Source organism: Goodfellowiella coeruleoviolacea (genome assembly GCF_024171785.1).
In the GTDB taxonomy this organism is placed as follows: domain Bacteria; phylum Actinomycetota; class Actinomycetes; order Mycobacteriales; family Pseudonocardiaceae; genus Goodfellowiella; species Goodfellowiella coeruleoviolacea.
In genome coordinates this window covers 436,019-457,189 of sequence record NZ_JAMTCK010000004.1, presented here as the reverse complement: position 1 = coordinate 457,189, position 21,171 = coordinate 436,019, and the positions used below count along the sequence as shown (strand labels likewise).

The 21,171-nt window shown below is 73.0% G+C and carries 21 protein-coding genes; 9 read left to right on the top strand and 12 right to left on the bottom strand.

Features of this window, described 5'->3' with window-relative positions; all coding sequences use genetic code 11:
• Window positions 1-5: 5 nt before the first annotated feature.
• A complete protein-coding gene (locus tag LX83_RS10895) occupies window positions 6-659 on the bottom strand; it encodes a CatB-related O-acetyltransferase (RefSeq protein ID WP_253769946.1) in 654 nt (217 codons plus the stop codon).
• A 94-nt stretch (window positions 660-753) separates the two neighbouring features.
• On the opposite strand from LX83_RS10895, the gene LX83_RS10890 reads away from it, so the two are divergent.
• Complete coding sequence (locus LX83_RS10890; protein ID WP_253769944.1) at window positions 754-1,380, top strand: TetR/AcrR family transcriptional regulator; 627 nt, start codon at window positions 754-756, stop codon at window positions 1,378-1,380.
• 11 nt (window positions 1,381-1,391) lie between these two features.
• On the opposite strand, the gene LX83_RS10885 is transcribed toward LX83_RS10890, so the two are convergent.
• On the bottom strand, window positions 1,392-2,030 hold the full coding sequence (locus LX83_RS10885; protein ID WP_253769941.1) for an MBL fold metallo-hydrolase: 639 nt from the start codon (window positions 2,028-2,030) through the stop codon (window positions 1,392-1,394).
• A 155-nt stretch (window positions 2,031-2,185) separates the two neighbouring features.
• On the opposite strand from LX83_RS10885, the gene LX83_RS10880 reads away from it, so the two are divergent.
• Window positions 2,186-3,091 (top strand): LysR family transcriptional regulator, encoded by a 906-nt coding sequence (locus LX83_RS10880; protein WP_253769939.1) that lies wholly within the window; start codon window positions 2,186-2,188, stop codon window positions 3,089-3,091.
• 7 nt (window positions 3,092-3,098) lie between these two features.
• On the opposite strand, the gene LX83_RS10875 is transcribed toward LX83_RS10880, so the two are convergent.
• The gene (locus LX83_RS10875; RefSeq protein WP_253769937.1) at window positions 3,099-3,473 is read right to left on the bottom strand and encodes a MerR family transcriptional regulator; all 375 of its coding nucleotides are present in this window, start codon (window positions 3,471-3,473) and stop codon (window positions 3,099-3,101) included.
• 65 nt (window positions 3,474-3,538) lie between these two features.
• On the opposite strand from LX83_RS10875, the gene LX83_RS10870 reads away from it, so the two are divergent.
• A complete protein-coding gene (locus tag LX83_RS10870) occupies window positions 3,539-4,507 on the top strand; it encodes an aldo/keto reductase (RefSeq protein WP_253769935.1) in 969 nt (322 codons plus the stop codon).
• A 69-nt stretch (window positions 4,508-4,576) separates the two neighbouring features.
• On the opposite strand, the gene LX83_RS10865 is transcribed toward LX83_RS10870, so the two are convergent.
• The 4 genes from LX83_RS10865 to LX83_RS10850 form a co-directional block, all read right to left on the bottom strand.
• A complete protein-coding gene (locus LX83_RS10865; protein WP_253769934.1) occupies window positions 4,577-5,713 on the bottom strand; it encodes a glycosyltransferase family 4 protein in 1,137 nt (378 codons plus the stop codon).
• A gap of 89 nt (window positions 5,714-5,802) precedes the next feature.
• Window positions 5,803-6,843 (bottom strand): C40 family peptidase, encoded by a 1,041-nt coding sequence (locus LX83_RS10860; RefSeq protein ID WP_253769932.1) that lies wholly within the window; start codon window positions 6,841-6,843, stop codon window positions 5,803-5,805.
• A gap of 501 nt (window positions 6,844-7,344) precedes the next feature.
• Window positions 7,345-8,448 (bottom strand): C40 family peptidase, encoded by a 1,104-nt coding sequence (locus LX83_RS10855; protein WP_253769930.1) that lies wholly within the window; start codon window positions 8,446-8,448, stop codon window positions 7,345-7,347.
• Between the two features lie 441 nt (window positions 8,449-8,889).
• Window positions 8,890-10,251, bottom strand: a complete 1,362-nt coding sequence (locus LX83_RS10850) for an NYN domain-containing protein (RefSeq protein WP_407649519.1) — start codon at window positions 10,249-10,251, stop codon at window positions 8,890-8,892.
• A gap of 229 nt (window positions 10,252-10,480) precedes the next feature.
• On the opposite strand from LX83_RS10850, the gene LX83_RS10845 reads away from it, so the two are divergent.
• Complete coding sequence (locus LX83_RS10845) at window positions 10,481-12,376, top strand: DEDD exonuclease domain-containing protein (protein ID WP_253769928.1); 1,896 nt, start codon at window positions 10,481-10,483, stop codon at window positions 12,374-12,376.
• 53 nt (window positions 12,377-12,429) lie between these two features.
• Window positions 12,430-12,717: an Lrp/AsnC family transcriptional regulator gene (locus LX83_RS10840; protein WP_253769926.1), complete on the top strand. Its 288-nt coding sequence runs from the start codon at window positions 12,430-12,432 to the stop codon at window positions 12,715-12,717.
• A gap of 22 nt (window positions 12,718-12,739) precedes the next feature.
• On the opposite strand, the gene LX83_RS10835 is transcribed toward LX83_RS10840, so the two are convergent.
• From LX83_RS10835 to ctaE, 5 genes are all read right to left on the bottom strand, one after another.
• Window positions 12,740-13,411: an SMI1/KNR4 family protein gene (locus tag LX83_RS10835; RefSeq protein WP_253769924.1), complete on the bottom strand. Its 672-nt coding sequence runs from the start codon at window positions 13,409-13,411 to the stop codon at window positions 12,740-12,742.
• 101 nt (window positions 13,412-13,512) lie between these two features.
• Entirely contained in the window at window positions 13,513-15,192 is a 1,680-nt protein-coding gene (gene qcrB / locus LX83_RS10830) for a cytochrome bc1 complex cytochrome b subunit (protein ID WP_253769923.1), read from the bottom strand.
• Window positions 15,189-16,313, bottom strand: a complete 1,125-nt coding sequence (gene qcrA, locus LX83_RS10825) for a cytochrome bc1 complex Rieske iron-sulfur subunit (protein WP_253769921.1) — start codon at window positions 16,311-16,313, stop codon at window positions 15,189-15,191. The genes qcrB and qcrA overlap by 4 nt, the downstream gene beginning before the upstream one ends.
• The gene (qcrC, locus tag LX83_RS10820; protein WP_253769919.1) at window positions 16,310-17,116 is read right to left on the bottom strand and encodes a cytochrome bc1 complex diheme cytochrome c subunit; all 807 of its coding nucleotides are present in this window, start codon (window positions 17,114-17,116) and stop codon (window positions 16,310-16,312) included. Before qcrC ends, qcrA begins: the two co-directional genes overlap by 4 nt.
• Before the next feature lie 42 nt (window positions 17,117-17,158).
• Window positions 17,159-17,773, bottom strand: coding sequence for an aa3-type cytochrome oxidase subunit III (gene ctaE, locus LX83_RS10815; RefSeq protein WP_253769917.1), 615 nt, complete (start codon window positions 17,771-17,773; stop codon window positions 17,159-17,161).
• 173 nt (window positions 17,774-17,946) lie between these two features.
• On the opposite strand from ctaE, the gene LX83_RS10810 reads away from it, so the two are divergent.
• The 4 genes from LX83_RS10810 (at window position 17,947) to LX83_RS10795 (ending at window position 20,862) form a co-directional block, all read left to right on the top strand.
• The gene (locus LX83_RS10810) at window positions 17,947-18,474 is read left to right on the top strand and encodes a hypothetical protein (RefSeq protein WP_253769915.1); all 528 of its coding nucleotides are present in this window, start codon (window positions 17,947-17,949) and stop codon (window positions 18,472-18,474) included.
• Window positions 18,475-18,504: 30 nt separating this feature from the next.
• Complete coding sequence (locus LX83_RS10805) at window positions 18,505-18,921, top strand: hypothetical protein (RefSeq protein WP_253769913.1); 417 nt, start codon at window positions 18,505-18,507, stop codon at window positions 18,919-18,921.
• Window positions 18,922-18,963: 42 nt separating this feature from the next.
• Window positions 18,964-20,022, top strand: coding sequence for an anthranilate phosphoribosyltransferase (gene trpD, locus LX83_RS10800; protein WP_253769911.1), 1,059 nt, complete (start codon window positions 18,964-18,966; stop codon window positions 20,020-20,022).
• 168 nt (window positions 20,023-20,190) lie between these two features.
• Window positions 20,191-20,862, top strand: coding sequence for a lysophospholipid acyltransferase family protein (locus tag LX83_RS10795; RefSeq protein ID WP_253769909.1), 672 nt, complete (start codon window positions 20,191-20,193; stop codon window positions 20,860-20,862).
• Window positions 20,863-21,171: the final 309 nt, after the last annotated feature.

The following is a 21,171-nucleotide window of genomic DNA, read 5'->3' as shown; positions in this document are numbered from 1 at the left end:
CCCGCTCAGGCCGCGCGCAGCTGGTCGGCCACGCGCTCGATCTCGGCGGGCGTGCCGGCCATGATCGTGCGCAGGTGCTCGGTGACCACGGCCACCGGCCAGTCCCACCACGCCGCGCGCAGCAGCCGGTCCACGTCCTCGTCGGCGAAGCGGCGCCGGATCGGCCTGGCCGGGTTGCCGCCCACGATGGTGTACGGCGGCACGTCGGCGGTGACCACGCTGCCGGTGGCGATGATCGCGCCGTGGCCGATGGTGACGCCCGGCATGATCGTGCACCCGTGGCCGAACCACACGTCGTGGCCGACCACGGTGTCGCCCCGGCTGGGCATGCCCCGCACCAGGTCGAGGGTGCGCTCGGCCCACTGGCCGCCGAACATGGTGAACGGGAACGTGGACACGCCCATCGTCGGGTGGTTGGCGCCGGCCATGAGGAACCGGGTGCCGGTGGCGATCGCGCAGTACTTGCCGATCACCAGCCGCTCCGGCCCGTAGGCGTAGAGCACGTTGCGCCGCTCGAACTCGGTGGCCCCGTCCGGGTCGTCGAAGTAGGTGTACTCGCCGACCTCGATCCGCGGATCGGTGACCAGCGGCTTGAGCAGCACCACCCGCTCCTGGCCGGCCAGCGGGTGCAGGGTCGCGGGGTTGGGGATGTCAGCCATGGCACTCCTCCGGGGATACTCATGCAACTGGAGTCGCATTAGCATCGACTCTGGCACACCCATCCGCCGAACGCAAATGCGACTGGAGTCGACTTTGTCCGCAGCGAGCAGCGACCCGCACCCACCGCACGGCAGCGTGCGACCCGGCGGCCGGACCGCGCGCACCCGCGCCGCCGTCATCGAGGCCACCCTGGACGAACTGGTGCGGCGCGGCTACGACGACCTGACCGTGGAGGCGGTGGCGGCCCGCTCCGGCGTGCACAAGGCCACCCTGTACCGCCGCTGGTCCACTGTGGACGGTCTGGTCAGCGACGCGCTGGACCAGGCGGCCGAGCAGCCGTGGCAGGTTCCCGACACCGGCGGTCTCGCCAGCGACCTGCGCGCGCTCGCCCAGCAGATCGCCACCGGCTTCACCGACCCCGACCACGGTGCCCGCCCCACCGCGCTGATCACCGCCGCGCTGCGCTCCGACCAGGCCGCCGCCGCCCTCGGCCGGTTCCTGCGCGGCCGGCTCGCCCAGGCCACCCCCCTCGTGCACCGCGCCATCGACCGGGGCGAGCTGCCCGAGCACACCGACGCCGACGCCCTGCTGCGCGCGCTCGCCGCGCCCCTGTACTACCGGCTGTTCCTCACCCGTGAGCCGATCAGCGCCGACCTGGCCGACCAGGCCGCCCTGGCCACCCTCGCCGCCGCCACCGCCGGGGTCTTCACCACCCGCTGACGCGGCCCGCCTCAGCCGATCTCCACCGACTCCCCGGGGGGAATCCGCCGGTAGTCGCCACCGCCCTCGCCGCGCGCCGCCCGCACCACGTTGTCCACCACGATCAGGCCCAGCTCGTTGGCCATGCCGTCGTGCGTCGAGTACAGCCGGGTCGGCCGCACCCGCCGGACGTAGTCGAGCAGCTCCACCGACTTCAGCCACGGCGCCAGCGTCGGCGCCAGCAGCGTGCCCACCGGCCGGTCCGGCACGGTCAGCGCGTCACCGGGGTAGAACACCTCGTCGGCGACGAAGAACCCCACGTTGACCGGGTCCGGCGGCAGGTGGGTCGGCGCGTGCCACTCGCCGTGGCCGCGCACCAGCACCCCGCCGACCTCGACGCTGTCCCCGTGCGCCAGCACCAGCACCCGCTCGCCCAACTCCCCCAGCTGGCCGGCGACCGCCCGGTTGGTCACCACCACCAGGTCGGTGTTGGCCCGCGCCGCCGCGAGCAGCGCGGCCCGGTCCAGGTGGTCGAAGTGCTCGTGGGTGACCAGCACCACGTCCGCCCCGGCCAGCGCGTCCGGGCCGCTGAACTCGCCCGGGTCGATCACCAGGGTGGTGCGGTCCAGTTCCAGTCGGACACACGCGTGTCCCAGTTTGGTCAGTCTCATCCGGAAGGCCGTCTCTCCTGAGTGGAACTCTGCCGCTCCACTGTGGAACCACCCCGACCCACTGCTCAACCAACGGTGCCGCACACCCCGTTCGGAAAAACCGAAACCGCAGCTAGAATGCGGTATCCCCGGGACAGAGGAACGGATGGGGCAGCGTGGAACTCCGCCAACTGGCCGCCTTTCTCGCCGTGGCGCGGACCGGAACGATCACCGCCGCCGCCACCGAACTCGACCTCGCGCCGTCCTCGCTGTCCGAACAGGTGCGCGCGCTGGAGCGGTCCCTGCACGCCGAGCTGTTCCACCGCACCCCGACCGGCATGCGCCTGTCCGACCAGGGGCAGGCCCTGCTGCCGCACGCCCGGTCGCTGCTCGCCCAGGCCGAGCAGGCCCGCCGGGCCGTGGCCGGCCAGCCCCGGCGGGTGCGGGTCGGCACGCTGGAGACGCTGGCCGCCAGCCACCTCCCCGGTGTGCTGGCCACCCTGGCCCAGCGCCGCCCCGAGCTGGCCGTCCAGGTCGACACCATGCCCAGGACCGCGCTGCTGGCCGGGCTGGCCGAGGGCGAGCTGGACGCGGTGCTGCTGCTGGACCTCGGCCCGGTGCTGGGCGGCCTCGGGTTCACCCCACCGCCAGGGCGATCACCGCTGTCCGCCGCGCGGCTGGCCTTCGTGGACCTGGACACGGTCCCGCTGGCCCTGGTGGCCGCCCCCGGCCACCCGGCACGCGCCCTGGGCGTGCTCACCGCGGCCCGGGTGGCCGCGCAGCGGCTGCTGGTCACCGAGCCCGGCTGCTCGTTCTTCCTGGCCCTGCACCACCTGGTGGCCGCTCCCACCGACCTGGTGCCACTGCGCAGCCTGGCCACCATGCGCGCGTGGGCCGCCGAGGGGCTGGGCCTGGCCCTGCTGCCCGAGTTCACCGTGGCCGAGGACCTGGCCGCCGGCCGGCTGGTGCGGCTGCCCCTGCACGAGTCCCCGCCCGAGCTGTGCCTGCGCCTGGTCTGGCCGGCCGACCGGGAGAACACCGACCCGGACCTCAAACAGGTGCTGTACGCCCTGACCGCGTAGGCGCCGCCTACCGGCTCGGCGTGCGCGCCGGCTCGGCGCCGGCCGCGTCCAGGAACCGCAGCAGCGCGTCCCGGTTGCGGGTGAGGTGGTCGATCCGGTCCTGCATGCCGCGCAGTGCCTGCTGCAGCGTGGCCACCAGGTCCGGGCAGGAGTTGAGCCGGGGCCCCCTGCCCTCGGCGCACGGCAGCAGCTCGCGGATCACGTCGGTGGTCAGCCCGGCGGCGAGCAGGCCCCGGATCTGCTCGACGATCATCGGCGCGTCCTCGGCGTACTCGCGGTAGCCGTTGGACCGGCGCGTGGACACCAGCAGGCCCTGCTTCTCGTAGTAGCGCAGCAGCCGGGTGCTCACCGACGTGCGGCGAGCCAGCTCCCCGATGCGCATGTGGTCCACCCCACGGCGGTCGTCACTGGACCTTGACACTGGTGTCCAAGTTTAGCGTCGCCCACATGCAGTACACCCACCTCGGCCGCACCGGTCTGCAGGTTTCCCGACTGGTGCTGGGCACCATGAACTTCGGCCCGGACACCACCGAGGCCGACAGCCACGCGATCATGGACCGGGCCGTGGAGCACGGCCTGAACTTCTTCGACACCGCCAACATCTACGGCTGGAAGCTCGGCGAGGGCTGGACCGAGCAGATCGTGGGCCGTTGGCTGGCCAGCTCCGGCCAGCGCGACAACATCGTGCTGGCCACGAAGGTGTACGAGCCCATGGGCGAGGGCCCCAACACCAGCGGCCTGTCCGCGCGGCACATCCGCCAGCAGGTGGAGGGCTCGCTGCGCCGGCTGCGCACCGACCACCTCGACGTCTACCAGGCCCACCACGTGGACCGGCACACCCCGTGGGACGAGTTCTGGCAGGCCATGGACACCCTGGTGGCCCAGGGCAAGATCCTCTACGTCGGCTCGTCCAACTTCGCCGGCTGGCACATCGCCCAGGCCAGCGAGGCCGCCCGGCGCCGGCACACCCTCGGCCTGGTCAGCGAACAGCACCTGTACAACCTGGCCGAGCGCAGCGCCGAACTGGAGGTGCTGCCCTCGGCCCGCGACTACGGCCTCGGCGTCATCCCCTGGTCCCCGCTGCACGGCGGCATCCTCGGCGGCTTCCTGCGCAAGACCCACCGCCGCGCGACCGGGTCCGACATCACCGCCAGGCGGCTGGCCGCGCTCGGCGTGGACCGGGTGCGGGCCTACGAGGCGTTCTGCGACGAACTCGGCGAGCACCCGGCCACCGTCGCCCTGGCCTGGCTGCTGCACCAGGACGGGGTGACCGGGCCGATCATCGGTCCGCGCACCGTCGAGCACCTCGACCACTCGCTGCGCGCTCTGGACGTCCGGTTGGGCCCGGACGAGCTGGCCCGCCTGGACGAGATCTTCCCCGGTCCTGGCCCCGCCCCCGAGGCCTACGCCTGGTAGGCCGGCACCGGCGGACCCGGCCGGCCCCACCCCGCAGCCGCGGCGTGGCGGCCCGGCGGGTCGGCCGGTTCAGCCGTCGAGGAAGCCGGCCAGGCGCGCGGCCATGTCGCTCCACCGCCACTGCTCGCGCACCCACGCGCGGCCGGCCTGGCCCATCCGCCTGGCCAGGTTGGGGTCGGCCAGCGGGGCGGTGACCGCCTTGACGACGGCGGTCAGGTCGCGGCCGTCCACCACGTTGCCGGTGACGCCGTTGCGGACGGTCTCCGGGGCGCCACCGGAGTTGCCGGCGATGACGGGCAGTCCGGTGGCGGAGGCCTCCAGGTAGACGATGCCCAGGCCCTCCACGTCCAGGCCGCGGCCCCGGGTGCGGCAGGGCATGGCGAACACGTCGCCGGCCGCGTAGTGCGCGGGCAGCTCCGCCCACGGCACCGAGCCGGTGATCACCACGTGGTCGGCCACCCCGCAGGAGGCGGCCAGGCGGTGCAGGGTGTTCCGGTACGGGCCGCCGCCGACCAGCAGCAGGGCCGCGTCCGGCACGGTCGCGCGGATCAGCGGCAGCGCGCGGATCAGCATGTCCTGGCCCTTGCGCGGCACCAGCCGGGACACGCACACCACGACCGGCCGGTCGGCCAGGCCGTAGCGGGCGCGGATCTGCTTGCCGGCCACCGGGTCGGGCCGGAACACCGTGGTGTCCACTCCGGACGGCAGGTGTTCCAGCGCGGCCATGGGGCCGAACGCGGCGGCCACCCGGGAGCGGGTGTAGCGGCTGACGAAGGTCACCACGTCCACAGTGGACCCGATGCGGCGCAGGGCCTGGCGGGCGCCGGGCAGCATGGACCAGCCGACCTCGTGGCCGTGCGTGGACGCGACCACCCGGTGCACGCCGGCCCGGCGCAGGCTGGGGGCGAGCAGGGCCAGCGGGGCGGCGGCACCGAACCACACCGCCTCGCACCGCTCCGCCCGCACGATCTCCCTGGCGCGGCGCAGCACCTCGGGACCGGGCAGCATCAGGGTGCCGGGGTGGCGGATCACCGGGAACGGCTGGGCGGCGTCGAACTCGGGGTGCGACCCTGAGCTGGCCTGCCAGGACGGGGCGTAGACCACCAGGTCGTCGGCTGGCAGCTGGGTGGCCAGCGCGTGCAGGTAGGACTGGATGCCGCCGGGCCGAGGGGGGAAGTCGTTGGTCAGCAACAGGGTACGACGCACTTGACCAACCATAACGCCGGACAGTCGTCGGGGCGGCGCCGAGGTGTTCCGGCACCGCCCCGAATCCACCCGCGTGGTTTCCGGCCGGCTCAGCCGCCGACCCGGCGGATGCCGGTGATCGGGCCGATGCTGTCGATGTTGGCGATCTTCACCGGCACGCCCTCGGTGGGCGCGTGCACGGCGCGGGTGTTGTCGATGGCCAGGGCCACGTGGCTGACCGGGCTGTAGTAGAAGATCAGGTCGCCGGCCTGGACCTGGCTGCGCGACACGCTCTTGCCGACGCCGGACTGGGCGCGGCTGGTGCGGGGCAGGGACACGCCGCCGTTCCGCCACGCCGCCTGGGTGAGGCTGGAGCAGTCCCACCGGTCCGGGCCGGTGGCGCCGTAGACGTACTTGTCGCCGAGCTGGTCGAGGGCGAAGCTGACGGCCTTGTTGACCGCGCCGGGCGGCAGCGAGATGCCGGAGGCGTCACCTAAGTCGTTGAGCGACTCCTTCTCCGCGCCGCTCAGCTTCTTGTACTGGTCGTTGGCTTCCTTGGACTGCTTGTCCAGCTCGTCCTTGCGCTGGCTGATCTCGTTGACCAGCTTGGCCGCCGAGTCGGTGGCCTCCTGGGCCCGGTTGCGGGCGTCCTCGGCCGCGCGCCTGGCCTCGTCGGCCCGGTCGACCGCGCCGCTGAGCTGGTCCAGCGCCTCCTTGTTGTCCGCGGCCAGCACGCCCAGCGCGGACATCCGGTTCAGGAAGTCCTGCTGGGAGTCGCTGACCAGGAACGCGGACAGCTGGTTGAACCGGGCACCCTCGAAGGAGGCGGCGGCCAGCTTGTCGACCTGGCCGCGGAACTGCTCCTCGTCGGCCTTGGCCGCGTTCTCCGCCTCGGTGGCCGCGTTCAGGTCGGCGTTGGCCTTGTCGAGATCGGCCTGCTTGGCCTTGAGGTCCTCCTTGGCCTGTTCCAGGTCCTGGGCGACCTTCTCGGCCTCGCGGCTCAGGTCGTTGTACTTCTGCAGGGCCTCGGAGGCCGTCCCCGATGTGTCGGGATCGGCGTTCGCCGGAGTCTGGGTGAGGCCAACCGCTGCGACCACAGCGGAGGCGGCGAGGGCTCCGCGCATGGAGCGCTTGAGTCGTTGCGACGCCACGTCGCGCGTGTCTCCTTCGTTGTCGCGACCGCCCACCGGGCAGTGGTCCACGGCGTGAGGAAGAAGGCAGCACGGGTCCCACCACTGGGGGACTTGCTTCTCGTGAAGTGTGCGGCCGGCTCTGCGCCCTGGTGTGCCCGGTTCGGCTCCCCCGACGGGCCGACTCGGCGGTGATCTCGCGGAGTCGCCCCCATCAGGCGACTGCCCGCCACGAAATCTCGGCAAGATTACGAAAGGTGAGCCCTCTCGTCTACCACCGGGACAACAAAACGAGCCCGTGCTAGTCGCTACCCACGATCGGAGTAGGGACGACTCCGGGATGTGATGATCACCACCGGAATGCCACCAGGTCAGGTGGTGCTGGTTCACCCTGGTCCAGCCGTGGTCGGGCCGGCGGGCGCAGTGCGCACACCCGGGGTGGGCGGCGCGTCCGGGGCGGCGGAACGGGTGTGAACACCGCCCCGGACGGCCGGCTGTCCGCGTGCGGCCGGGCGGCCCGGCTCAGCCCTCGACGCGCCGGATCGCGCTGGGCGAGCCGATCGCGTCGATGTTGGCGATCTTCACCGGCACGCCGTCGGTGGGCGCGTGCACCACCCGGTTGTTGTCGATGGCCAGGGCCACGTGGTGGATGGGGCTGCCGTAGAAGATCAGGTCACCGGCCCTGACCTGGCTGCGCGCCACGCTCTTGCCCACCCCGGCCTGCGCCCGGCTGGTGCGGGGCAGGCTCACCCCGGCGCTGCGGTAGGCGCCCTGGGTCAGCCCGGAGCAGTCCCACCGGTTCGGGCCGGTCGCGCCCCACTCGTACATGTCGCCGATCTGCTGCAGGGCGAAGGTGACCGCGCCGGCGGCGGAGCCGGCGGTGCCGGCGGGCGGGGTGTAGCTGGCCGAGGCCGCCCTGTCCACCCCGTCGTTCTGCAGCTTGCTCTTCTCCTGGGCGCTGAGCCGGTTGTACTGCTCCTTGGCCGTGCTGGCCTGCTTGTCCCGGTCGATCTTGCGCTGGTTGACCTGGTCGCGCAGGCGGGTGGCCTCGTCGGTGGCCTGCTGGGCCCGCTGCTTGGCGCCCTCCGCCTGCTCGCGGGCGGCCTCGGCGGAGCGCCTGGCCTCGTCGGCCCGGTCGACCGCGCCGGCGAGCTGGTCCATGGACCTCTTGTTGTCCTCGGCCAGCACGCCCAGCGCGGACATCCGGTTCAGGAAGTCCTGCTGCGAGTCGCTGACCAGGAAGGCCGCCAACTGGTTGAACCGGGCGCCCTCGTAGGAGGCCTCGGCCAGCTTGTCCACCTTGCCGCGGAACCGCTCCTGGTCGGCCTTGGCCGCGTTCTCCGCGTCGATGGCGGCCTGCTCGGCGTTGCTGGCCGCGGTCAGGTCGGCGTTGGCCCTGTCCAGTTCGGCCTGCTTGGCCGCGAGGTCGTCCTCGGCCTGGAGCAGTTCCTGCGCCAGGGCCTCGGCCTGGGAACTCAGCTCGTTGTACCTGTCCAGCGCCTCGGACGCGGTGTCCGGTGAGTCGGGAGCGGCGCTGGCCGAGGGCTGGCCCAGGCCCACGACCGCGACCACGGCCGAGGCGGCGATGGCCGCGCGCAGGGAACGCTTGAGTCGTTGCGACGCCACGTCGCGCGTGTCTCCTTAACTTGTCCCGACCGCCCACCGGGCAGTGCCCCAGCGGTGCCGCGGGGTCCCAGCGGTGCCCCGGGCCACCAGCGGTCCGGCGACGCCGGACCGCTGCCGCGCGGCTCGCCTGTTCGGCCCTGACACCGTGGCTGCCCGGTTCGGCTCCCCCGACGGGCCGACTCGGCGGTGATCTCGCGGAGTCGCCCCCATCAGGCGACTGCCCGCCACAAGATCTCGGCAAGATTACGAAAGGTGAGCACTTTCGTCTACCACGGGGATGGAAAGATCCGTTCGAGCTACGCCCTGCCCCTGGTAGGAGGAGCGGCACCACGCGCTGTGATGATCAACACCGCAACAACCCCGGTGGAGTGGTCACCCCACCGGGCCGGCCCGGGTTCGCCGATCCGGCGGCGACCCTCGTCGTGCGGCGCAACGCCGGGATCAGACCCGGCCCAGGCGGGCCAGCAGCACCGCGGACGGCACCGGGTGGGCGCCGCGCCGGCGCACCGAGTCGGCCACGGCCCGGTCCGAGGTCACCACCACCACCGGCCGCCCCTCGGGCTCGGCCGTGACCAGCGCCCTGATCACGTCGTCGGCCAGCACCCCGGGCGCGCTGAACAGCACCCGCACCCCGCGCGGCGCGGCCGAGGGCACCGCCACCACGCCGGCGCCGTCGAAGGCCACCGTCACCTCGGCGCCGGTGCGCGCGGCCAGCACCGCCAACTGGTGCACCAGCCGGTCCCGCTGGTCGGACAGGGGCAGCTCGGGATAGCCGGTCTTGGTCACGTTGTAGCCGTCCACGATCACGTGCACCGCGGGCAGGGCCAGCAGCCGGTCCAGCGCGGCCGGGTCCTCCACCCGGCCCACCGCGCCCTGCGCCGCGGTCGCGCCGCGCACCAGGTCGGCCGGCCGGGGCCCGCTGCCGCCCAGGGCGAGTTCCCGCCGCAGCCCGGTGACCGCGCCGTCCAGGGTCTCCACCAGCAGGGCCAGCCGCACCTCGTCGGCCTGCCTGGCCTCCCGCGCGGACTGCCTGGCCACCTCGGCGTCGGCCTCGGCGCGCTGGGCCCTGGCCCGCTCGGCCTCGGCCCGCGCCACGGCCGCGTCGCGCTCCGCGACCAGCGCCTCCACCCGGGCCCGCGCCTCGGCCTGGGCGCGTTCGATCTCCGCCCTGGCCGAGGCCGCCGCGTCCTTGGCCTCGCGCAGCCGCACCCCCTGCTCGCGCAGGCGTTTGCGCAGCCGCTCCAGTTCCGCCTCGCGTTCGGCGCGCACCCGCTCCACCGCGCCGTTGCTGGCCTCCAGTTCGGCGCGCAACCGGTCCACTTCGGCCTGCGCGCGCTCGGCCCTGGCCACGGCGGCGTCCCGGTCGGCCCGCAGCGCCGCGTCCGCCACCCGCCTGGCCACCAGTTCCACGTAGTGGGGCGCGGCCTCCTCGCCGAGCAGGATGGCCGCCGCCGCCGCGGACACCACGTCCGGTGTGCTCAGGTCCAGCGCGGCGGCCCGGTGCCTGCGGGTCCACTCCACCACCGCCCGGCGGAACGGCGCCACCTCGCGCAGCGCCCCCACCAGCACCGGCCCACCCAGCCGGGCCCGCTTGGCCGGCGCGAACCTGGCCACCGGCCGCAGCTGCTGGGGCACGTCCACCCTGGCCATCCCGCCGACCGCCTCGGCCGCCAGCTCGGCCAGCCGGCCCCGCACCGGTTCGGGCAGCGCGGTCCAGTCCACCTCGGGCTCGCGGAGTTCGCCCTCCTCCGCCTCGGGCGGCGTGTCCACCTCACCGACGGCGGCGTCGACCGAATCATCCACTGTGGATGACTCGGGGGCAGGAGCTGGCGAACCCTGTCCGGCCGGCTGTGGTGAGGGTGACACCCCACCAGGCTAGTGGCCCTACCTCGTCGGGACTAACCACTCAACCGCCACGCCGCTCAGCTGAGCACCGCCGACCGCCCGCCCGACCAGCAGGTGCGCGGCGCGGCGCGGGTCGAGCCGGGTGCGGTGGGCGGAAACGTCAGGGGTGGCGCTTAGCGTGCCAGTCATGCCGACCACGACATCCAGCACCCCCGCCCCGGACCCGGTGACCACGGCGACCGGCACGCCGCCCGCACCCGGCGGCAACGGCCACAGCGGCAGTGGCAGTGGCAGTGGCGCCGCCGTGCCGTGGCACGCCGGTCCCGGTCCCGGGGATCCGCCCGGGATCCCCTCGGCCAGAGGCCCCGGCCCGGCCGCCACCCAGCTCAGCTTCGACGAGCTGGGCAGCCCGCTGCGGCACACCACCTTCGTGGTGGTGGACCTGGAGACCACGGGCAGCCGGCCGGACGAGGACGCCATCACCGAGATCGGCGCGGTCAAGGTGCGCGGCGGCGAGGTGCTCGGCGAGTTCGGCACCCTCGTCGACCCGGGTCGGGGCATCCCACCGGCCATCGTCGAACTCACCGGCATCACCGAGGCGATGGTCAGCTCGGCACCGCGGATCGAGACCGTGCTGCCCGCGTTCCTGGAGTTCGCCGCCGGTGCCGTGCTCGTCGCCCACAACGCCGCCTTCGACATGGGCTTCCTGCGCGCGGCCTGCGAGCGGCACGGCTACCGCTGGCCCCGGCCCACCGTGGTCTGCACGGTCCGGCTGGCCCGACGCGTGCTCACCCGCGAGGAGACGCCCAGCTGCCGGCTGTCCGCGCTGGCCGAACTGTTCCAGACCCGCATCCAGCCCACCCACCGGGCACTGGACGACGCCCGCGCCACCACCGACGTGCTGCACGGGCTGTTCGAGCGGCTGGGGCCGCTGGGCGTGCACTCGGTGGAGGAACTGCTCGGCTACCTGCCCGAGGTCACCGCGGCCCAGCGCCGCAAGCGCGAACTGGCCGCGCCCCTGCCCAACCAGCCGGGCGTGTACCTGTTCCGCGGCCCCAACGAGGAGGTCCTCTACGTGGGCACCGCCTCGGACCTGCGCCGCCGCGTGCGCCAGTACTTCACCGCCAGCGAGGGCCGGCGGCGGATCAGGGAGATGGTCGGGCTGGCCGTCCGGGTCGACTGGGTGACCTGCGCGCACGCCCTGGAGGCCGAGGTGCGCGAGCTGCGCCTGCTCGCCGCGCACCGCCCCGCCTACAACCGGCGCTCCACGAACGCCCAGCCCGGCTGGTGGCTGGCCCTGACCGACGAGGCGTTCCCCCGGCTGTCGGTGGTGCGCCGGGCCCGCGACGGCGCGTTCGGGCCGTTCCGGTCCAGGCGCGGCGCGGAACTGGTGGCCGACGCGCTGCTGGACGGCGTGCAGCTGGACGCCGGCCCGCTGCGCCGCTGCACCGTGCGCATCCCGGCCCGCAACCCCTCGGCCAGCCCGTGCGCCCTGGCCGAGCTGGACCGGTGCGGCGCGCCGTGCGCCGGCCGGCAGACCCCCGAGCAGTACGCGCCGGCCGTGACGGCACTGCGCGAACTGGTCGCCGGCCAGCGCGGCCGGGCCCTGCCGCTGCTGGTCGACCAGCTGTCCGAGCTGGCCGGGGCCGAGCGGTTCGAGGAGGCGGCCGTGCGCCGGGACCGGCTGGTGGAGCTGGTCCGCGCGCTGGACCGGGCGCAGCGGCTGGCCGGGCTGGCCGCGCTGGCGGAACTGGTGGCCGCCCGGCCGGACGGGCGGGGCGGCTGGGAGTTCGCGGTGATCCGGCACGGCCGGCTCGCCTCGGCCGGCGTGGCCCGGCGGGGCGTGCCCCCCATGCCGGTGGTGGACGCGCTGGTGGCCTCGGCCGAGACCGTGCTGCCCGGCCCCGGCCCGCTGCGCGGCGCCCCACCCGAGGAAACCGCGCTGCTGCTGCGCTGGCTCACCCAGCCGGGCACCCGGCTGGTGCGCTGCGATGAGCCCTGGGCGGAACCGGCCACGGCGGCCGGCCGGTGGCGGGCCTGGGCCAGCCAGGCGGCCAGCGCCGGACCGGTGCACCGAGATTAGGATCTGGGCGGCCCCGTCACCGCGGTGCGGCCAGTCGAGTCGAGGAGGACATCGTGATCACGGCGATCGTGCTGATCCAGGCCAACACGGACAGCCTGCCCGAGACCGCGCAGGCGATCGCCGACATCGAGGGCGTCACCGAGGTCTACTCCTGCGCGGGTGACGTCGACCTGATCGCCGTCGTGCGGGTGGCCGCGCACGAGGACCTGGCCGCGCTGGTGCCCGGCCGGATCAGCAAGGTGCCCGGTGTGCTGGACACCGACACGCACATCGCGTTCCGCTCCTACTCCCGCCGCGACACCGAGGCCGCGTTCGCCATCGGCCTGGACAACGACGCCTGAGCGGCCAGTTCCCGCTCCCGGCTCACTCCCACGTCCAGTCCAGCTCGCCCGCGTCGGTGACGACCGGCCGCCACGTGCCGTTGAACGGCTCGCCGGTCTCCAGCGCGGTGGCGGTGCGCTCCAGCAGGTCGGCCAGGCCGGCCGGCTGGCCCGCGAAGTTCACGCCGTCCACGCGCGCCGCCTCGCCGATGCGGCTGCCCGCGCCGTCGCGCTGGTCGAAGAACTGGTAGTCGCCGCGCCCGTCCTCGGCGAACGGCACGTACCGGCGGTGCCACCACCAGCCGTCCGCGAAGCCGTCGCCGTCACCGGCCCGAGCACCGTCGTCGATGCGGCAGCGCAGCCGCCACGCGGCCACGATCCGGTCCACCGACATCGGCTCGTAGATGGTGGGCAGCGTGAAGGCCGACACGGTCGAGGTCGACTCCGCGCCGTTGTGCCGCAGCAGCGAGGCCACCAGTTCGGCCGGGAACGCCACGCCCACGGCCTGCTCCGCCGCGGCGATCGAGTCCACTGTGGCCGGCGGCGCCAGGGTGGCCGCGGTGGCCGGCGCGTGCGCGGCCAGCCAGGTCTCGATCCGCTGCCACGCCCGGTCGATCCGCTCGACCACGCGCGGGTCCACCGCCGGCCCGTCCCCAGCCGGTTCGCCCCCAGCTGGTTCGTCCACTGTCGACTTGTCCACTGTCGACTTGTCCACTGCGGACAGTCCCCCTCGCCTCGGCTGAGATGCCACGAGGGCCCCGAACCGCACTGGTTCGGGGCCCTCGGGTGAATCGTCCGATCAGGACACTCGACCGGTCAGTGCCCGGACTTGGCCGCGGCGTGCTCCTCGCCGGCCTCGGTCAGCTCCGGACGCTCCTCCGCGGTCAGCGCGTCGGCCTGGGTGCCGTGCGCCGCCCTGGCCCTGGCCAGGGCCGTGGTCTCGTCGCGCGGGTCGGGCCGCAGGAAGCTGCCCGGCACCGGGTGGCCGGAGGTGCCCAGCTTGTTCATCCGCTTGGGCACGGGAGCGCCCTGGTAGGGCAGGGCGATCGGGTGGCCGTGGTCGTCGACCGGGCCCAGCGGCTGGTGCACCTCGATGAACTCACCGTGCGGCAGCCGCTTGATGATGCCGGTCTCGATGCCGTGCTCCAGCACCTCCCGGTCGGCCCGCTGCAGGCCGATGCAGATCCGGTAGGTGACGTAGTAGGCGATCGGCGGCAGGATCAGCATGCCGATCCGGCCGGCCCAGGTCATCGCGTTCAGCGAGATGTCGAACTTGTCCGCGAAGATGTCGTTGCCACCGGAGATGAGCAGCACCATGAAGTAGGTGATGGACATCGCGCCGATGCTGGTGCGCACCGGCACGTCCCGGGGCCGCTGCAGCAGGTTGTGGTGGGCGTAGTCCTTGGTGAGCCTGCGCTCGATCCACGGGTACACCGCGGCCAGCCCGATCAGCAGCGGCAGCCCGGCCATGAACGGGATGAACGGCGCCGGGATCGTGTAGTTGCCCAGGTAGGTCTCCCAGGCCGGCCACAACCGGATCAGGCCGTCGGTCCAGCCCATGTACCAGTCGGGCTGCGAGCCGGCGGACACCTGCGAGGCGTTGTACGGGCCGAAGTTCCAGATCGGGTTGATCTGGAAGATGCCGCCCATGATCGCGCAGGCCGCCGTGGTCAGGGCGAAGAACGCGCCGCTCTTGACCGCGAACACCGGCATGATGCGCACGCCGACGACGTTGGTCTCCTTGCGGCCCACCCCCGGGAACTGGGTGTGCTTCTGGTACCAGACCAGGCCAAGGTGCACCGCGACCAGCGCCAGGATGATGCCCGGGATCAGCAGGATGTGCAGCGTGTACAGCCTCGGGATGATCTCGGTGCCCGGGAACTCGCTGCCGAACAGCAGGTAGTGCGCCCAGGTGCCGATCACCGGGATCGACATGATCAGACCGGACATGATCCGCAGACCGGTGCCGGAGAGCAGGTCGTCCGGCAGCGAGTAGCCGAAGAAGCCCTCGATGGTGCCCAGCGCGAACAGCAGCACGCCGATCACCCAGTTGGTCTCGCGCGGGCGCCGGAACGCTCCGGTGAAGAAGATCCGGAGCATGTGCACCACGATCGAGCCCATGAACAGCAGCGCCGACCAGTGGTGCACCTGGCGCACGAACAGGCCGCCGCGCACCTCGAAGGTGATCTGCAGGGTGCTCTCGAACGCCCGGGACATCTCGATGCCCCGCAGGTTGTTGAACGAGCCCTGGTACTGCACCTCCTGCATGGAGGGGTCGAAGAACAGCGTCAGGTAGATGCCGGACAGCAGCAGCACGATGAAGCTGTAGAGGGCGATCTCACCGAGCAGGAACGACCAGTGCGTCGGGAAGACCTTGTTCAGCTGCCTGCGCACGCCCGAGGCCGGGTGGAACCGGTCGTCGGCCCACTTGGCGGCACCGCCGGCCACCCTCGCCGCGGTCCCCTCGCCCCGGGTGGGCGTGGTGATCGAACTCATGACTTACGCTCCCAGAACGCCGGACCCACGGCCTCGATGAAGTCACCGCGAGCAACGAAGTATCCGTCCTCGTCCACCGTGATCGGAAGCTGCGGCAGCGCCCGCGTCGCCGGGCCGAACAGCGGCTTGGCGTAGTGGAACACGTCGAACTGCGACTGGTGGCACGGGCACAGCAGGCGGCCCGTCTGCTGCTCGTACAGGGAGGTCGGGCAGCCCAGGTGGGTGCAGACCTTGGAGTAGGCGTAGAAGTCGCCGTAGTTGAAGTCCTCCTGGCCGGCCCGCTTGACCACCTGCTGGTTGGGCCGCAGCCGGATCAGCATGACCGGCGCGTCCGACCGCTTGAGCGCGGCGGCCAGCTTCTCCGGGTCGTCCCGCTCGGACTCGCGGAACGGGAACACGGTCTCGAAGCCGCCCGCGTCCATGTCCTCCGGCCGGATCAGCACGACCTCGTGCGCGTCACCGGTGTGCCGGCGCAGGTAGACCTTCTCGCCGTTCTCCGGCAGCCACGAGCTGTGCCACAGCGAGTCCTTGGTGGTGCTGTCCTTCCACGGGTTGCGGATCATGCCGCCCAGCGGCACGGCCAGCGTGGCCAGGCCGAAGATGCCCGCGCCCAGCCCGGCGGTGCGCCGGATCAGCGACCGGCGGCCGATGCCGCTGCGCACACCCGCGTCGGCCAGCTGCGCCAGCAGCGTCTGCTTGTCCAGCTCGCTGGAGCCGCCGTCGTGGCGCTCCTGCACGGACAGCTCCTCGGGGATGAACTTCTTGGTGTAGTTCACCGCGCCGATGCCGAGGAACAGCACGGCCAGCCCCAGGGTCAACCCGATCAGCGGGTTGTACAGCGCGTACGGCCAGTACCCCTCGGTGCCGGGTGCCACGTAGCGCCACGGCCAGAACAGGAAGACCCCGAGGAAGGCCAGGCCGGCGAGCGCGGACAGCGCGAACCACAGGGTGATCTGCCGCGCGGCGCGGCGCTCCGCCCTGGTGCCCTTGACCGGCCAGCGGTCCTCGTAGTGGACGATCTCCACGCCGTCCAGCTTGGCGCCGAGCCGAACCAGCTCGTCCCGATTCATCTCCGCGAGCTCTGCCTCGCTGGGCAGGTCCTGACGCTGCTCGCCGCTCATGCCTTGGCTCCGATCCACAGGGTCGCGCCGATCAGGGCCGCGATTCCCACGATCCAGGCGATGAAGCCCTCGGACACCGGACCGAGGCCGCCGAGCGAGGCGCCGCCTGGGTTGTTGTTCTCGTCGGTCACCGACTTGATGTAGGCGATGATGTCCTTCTTCTCCTCCGGCGTGAGCTGCCGGTCGGAGAACTTCGGCATGTTCTGCGGACCGGTCAGCATCGCCGTGTACAGCTGGTCCTCGGTCACCCCGTCCAGCGTCGGCGCGAACTTGCCGGAGGACAGGGCGCCGCCACGCCCGGTGAAGTTGTGGCAGGACGAGCAGTTGAGCCGGAACAGCTCACCGCCGCGCGCCGGGTTGCTGCCGACCAGCGCCGCACCCTGCTCGGCCGGCCGCTCCGGGCCGCCGCCGTGCGACTGGATGAACGCGCCAAGCGCGTCGATCTCCTCGGTGGTCAGCTTGGCCGGCTTGCGCTCGGCCTGCGCCTCCTGGCGCACCATCGGCATGCGCCCGCTGGAGACCTGGAAGTACACGGCCGCGTCGCCAACGCCGATCAGGCTGGGGCCGCGGTCCTGGACCCCCTCCAGGTTGGCGCCGTGGCAGGTGATGCAGGTGTTGTTGTAGATCTGCTCGCCCTGGCGCACCAGCGCGGGATCCTCCGCCGCCTGTGCGGTCTGCGGCGTCGGGGTCAGCGCGACGTACATCGCGCCGGCGCCGACGAGCGCGACGCCGAGGGCGAGCAGGCCGGAGATCCGCCGCCGCAGTTTGGTGCGCCGGCGGGTCCGTTCCTTTGTCGTGGTCATGAGTGCGGCAACCCTTGCTGTCAGTTCGGGCTCGGGCGAGCGTCAGGGGATCAGGTAGATGCAGGCGAACAGCCCGATCCACACGATGTCGACGAAGTGCCAGTAGTAGGACACGACGATCGCCGAGGTGGCCTGGGCCGGGGTGAACTTGCTCAGCTTGGTGCGGATGAGCAGGAAGACGAAGGCGATCAGGCCGCCGATCACGTGCAGGCCGTGGAAGCCGGTGGTCATGAAGAAGACCGTGCCGTAGGCCGAGGACGAGATCGTCGTCTCGTGCTCGGTCACCAGCGTGTAGTACTCGCCGGCCTGCCCGGCCACGAAGATCGCGCCGAGCACCAGGGTCAGCAGGTACCACCGCCGGAGTCCGAACACGTCACCGCGCTCAGCTGCGAACACACCCCACTGGCAGGTGAACGAGGACGCGACGAGGATCACCGTGAACGGCAGCGCGTACGCGACGTTGAGTTCCGCGGGGTGCGGCGGCCATTCCGGTGCGGCGTTCTGGGCCTTCACCGTGAAGAACATGGCGAAGAGCCCCGCAAAGAACATCAGTTCGCTGGACAGCCACACGATCGTGCCAACGCTGACCATGTTCGGGCGGTTCAGCGAGTGCACGCGTTGGCCGATTGAGGGCGCTGCCGTTGTCACGCGACGCATTATTGCTTGCAGGTTTTCCGCTTGCCCGTTCGGGTCGGCGGCGGGTCGCCAACGTCAACTGGGTCACATCAGCGCAGACCACACGCGATGCGCCGATCGCGGCGCCGGATCGCCAGCCGATCGGGTCGTGCTCCGGCGCTCGCGCGCGCCGGCCCGCGCGGTAAGAACCGGGCATGGATTTCTCGCGGTGGTTGCGCAGGGGGCGCCGGTCACGCCGACCGGAGTTGACCGTGGACACGCCCGGTCTGGTGGTGGTGGCCGAGGCGTTCGACGCGGCCGAGGCGGACTCGGCGGTGCTGGCCCGGTCCCCCCGCTGGGTGGCCGACCAGCCGGCGGTGCTGCGCCACCACCTGCTGCTGCCGGCGTCCGCCGTGGACCGGGCCCGCGACCTGCTCGCCCCGGACGGGTGGCAGCTGCGCCCGGCCGGGGGACCCGCCCCAGAACCGACCGCTCCGGCACCGACCGCCCCGGCACCGGCGGAACCAGAACCGGCCAGCCCGGCACCGGCGGCGCCGGACGCGGCGGGGGCCGGTGGCGCCGGGCTGGTGCGGGTGCACGCGCTGCGGGTGCAGCGGCTGGACGCGCTGAGCTGCGCCCAGGAGCGGTCCAGGATGGCCGGTCTGGCCCAGCGGCTGGGTGGGGATTCAGCTGGGTGGGACGCGATGCAGCCAGGGCTGGCCAAGCCGGATAGCATCGGCTGACCAGATCCGAAGAGCGCGGAGGGTCAGCTGATGGGCACGCAGCCGCAGACCACGAAGATCCTGGTGTTCAGCCACCGACCCGAGGTGCGTGAGGCGATCATCACCGCCGTCGGCCGGCGCCCCGCCCCGGATCTGGACCGGGTCAGCTACCTGGAGGCGGACACCACCGCCGAGGTGATCTACCAGATCGACAACGGCGCCGTCGACCTGGCCATCCTGGACGGCGAGGCCCAGCCCACCGGCGGCATGGGGCTGTCCCGCCAGCTCAAGCACGAGATCGACGGGTGCCCCCCGATCGTGGTGGCGGTGCGCCGCCGGGACGACCGGTGGCTGGCCACCTGGTCGATGGCGGACGCGGTGCTCGTGCACCCGCTCGACCCGCTGGCCGCCGCCGAGACCGTCGCCGAGGTGCTCCGGTCCACCCGGCTGCCCGCGGTGCCGCGATGACCGCCGGCACGGCACGGGGACCACACGCGCGGGGTGACGGCAATGGCTGATGCCAGGTCCTGGCCGACGGTGCTCGGCCAACTGGTGGAGGGTGTCGACCTGACCGAGGCCGACACCGCGTGGGCCATGGACCAGGTGATGTCCGGCACGGCCACGCCCGCGCAGGTGGGCGCGTTCGCGGTGGCGCTGCGGGCCAAGGGCGAGACCCCGGCCGAGGTGTCCGGCATGGCCGAGGCCATGCTCGCCCACTCCCGCCGGATCGACGTGGGCCAGCGCGCCGTGGACATCGTCGGCACCGGTGGTGACCGGTCCGGCACGGTGAACATCTCCACGATGAGCGCGATCGTCACGGCCGCCGCCGGGGTGCCCGTGGTCAAGCACGGCAACCGGGCGGCCTCGTCCAAGTGCGGCACGGCCGACGTGCTGGAGGCGCTGGGCGTGGCCATCGACCTGCCGCCGGCCGGGGTGCTGCGGTCCGTGGCCGAACTGGGCATCGGGTTCTGCTTCGCGCCCGTGTTCCACCCGGCCTTCCGGGTCACCGGCGGCCCGCGCCGGGAGATCGGCATCCCCACCGCGTTCAACCTGCTCGGCCCGCTGACCAACCCGGCGCAGCCGGCGGCCGGCCTGATCGGCTGCGCCAACCCGCGGATGGCGCCGCTGCTGGCCGAGGTGTTCGCCCGGCGCGGTGCCTCCGCCCTGGTGGTGCGGGGTGACGACGGGCTGGACGAGATCACCACCACCACGACCACCACGGCCTGGGTGGTGCGCGACGGCGCGGTGCGGGTGGACCGGATCGACCCGGCGGCCCTGGGCGTGCCCGGCTCGGCCCCCGAGGACCTGCTCGGCGGGGACGCGGCGGTCAACGCCGAGGTGGTGCGGGAGCTGGTGGCCGGCAAGCCCGGCCCGGTGCGGGACGCGGTGCTGGTCAACGCGGCCGGCGCGATCGCCGCCTTCCGCGGGTTCACCGACGACCTGACCGCCGACCTGGTGGGTGGGCTGGCCGAGGCCGGCCGGGCCATCGACTCGGGTGCCGCGGCCGACCTGCTGAGCCGGTGGGTCCAGCTGAGCACCAAGCTGCGCACCGAGCTGGCCGGCTCCTGACCCCTGGACGCCCCCGCGCGGCGCCCCGAACCGGGCGGGGATTGGTCCGTTTCGGGGACGCACGTGGTGTTTGACTGTGGTGTTGCGGACAATCCGCTCCGCTGTGGTCGATTACCCGGCAAGCTTTTCCGGATCGGCCAAGATCGTGCACGGCGAGGAGGACGCAGGGTGTTCCACGGGATCCTGAAGAAGGGGGTAGCCCCGGTCGCCCGGGCCGTCTACCGCCCGAAGGTCGAGGGGCTGGACAACCTTCCGGCACACGGCCCGGTGATCCTGGCCAGCAACCACCTCTCCTTCGCCGACCAGCTGGTGATCAGCATCGTGGTGCCGCGCAAGGTCTCCTTCCTGGCCAAGGCCGAGTACTTCGAGGGCACCGGGGTCCGCGGCGCGCTGTCCCGCTGGTTCTTCAGTTCCCTCGGTCACATCCCGGTGCGCCGGGGCAGTGGCCGCACCGCGCGCGACTCGCTGGACACCGCGGCCCAGGTGCTGGCCGAGGGCGGGATCTACGCGATCTTCCCGGAGGGCACCCGGTCGCTGGACGGCCGGCTGCACCGCGGCCGCACCGGCGTGGCCAGGACCGCGCTGGAGACCGGCGCACCGGTGATCCCGGTGGGCCTGATCGGCACGGACAAGGTCCAGCCGGTCGGCAAGAAGCTGCCCCGCGTCAAGCCGGTGACCGTGCGGTTCGGCGCGCCGCTCAGCTTCACCCGCTACCAGAACATGACGGCCACCCAGCCGATCCTGCGGGCCATCACCGACGAGATCATGTACGCCATCCTGGAGCTGTCCGGCCAGGAGTACGTGGACAACTACCAGCAGAGCGGTAACCAGGCCGCCTGAGGCGCGGCTGAGCAGCGGTTCGAGGGCCCCACAAGCGGCTTGTGGGGCCCTTTGCCGTGCGGGTGGCGTTCACGGTCTCACGGTCCACCTGGCGGGCACGCGGTGGTGGTGCGCGGCGTCCGGCGCGACGGAGCACCGCGCGTGCCGTGGCGGCGGCCGACCGGGTCACTGGTGGCCTTCCCGCCCAGGCTCCGCGAGCCCGGTCGCACCGTCGTGTGGGCGCCCCGCGATGCGCCCGGAATCCCCCAGCTCCCCCGCACGGCGAACGCCCTGGGCTCCACCCACCCGGGGTGGCGCGACCACGCCGGG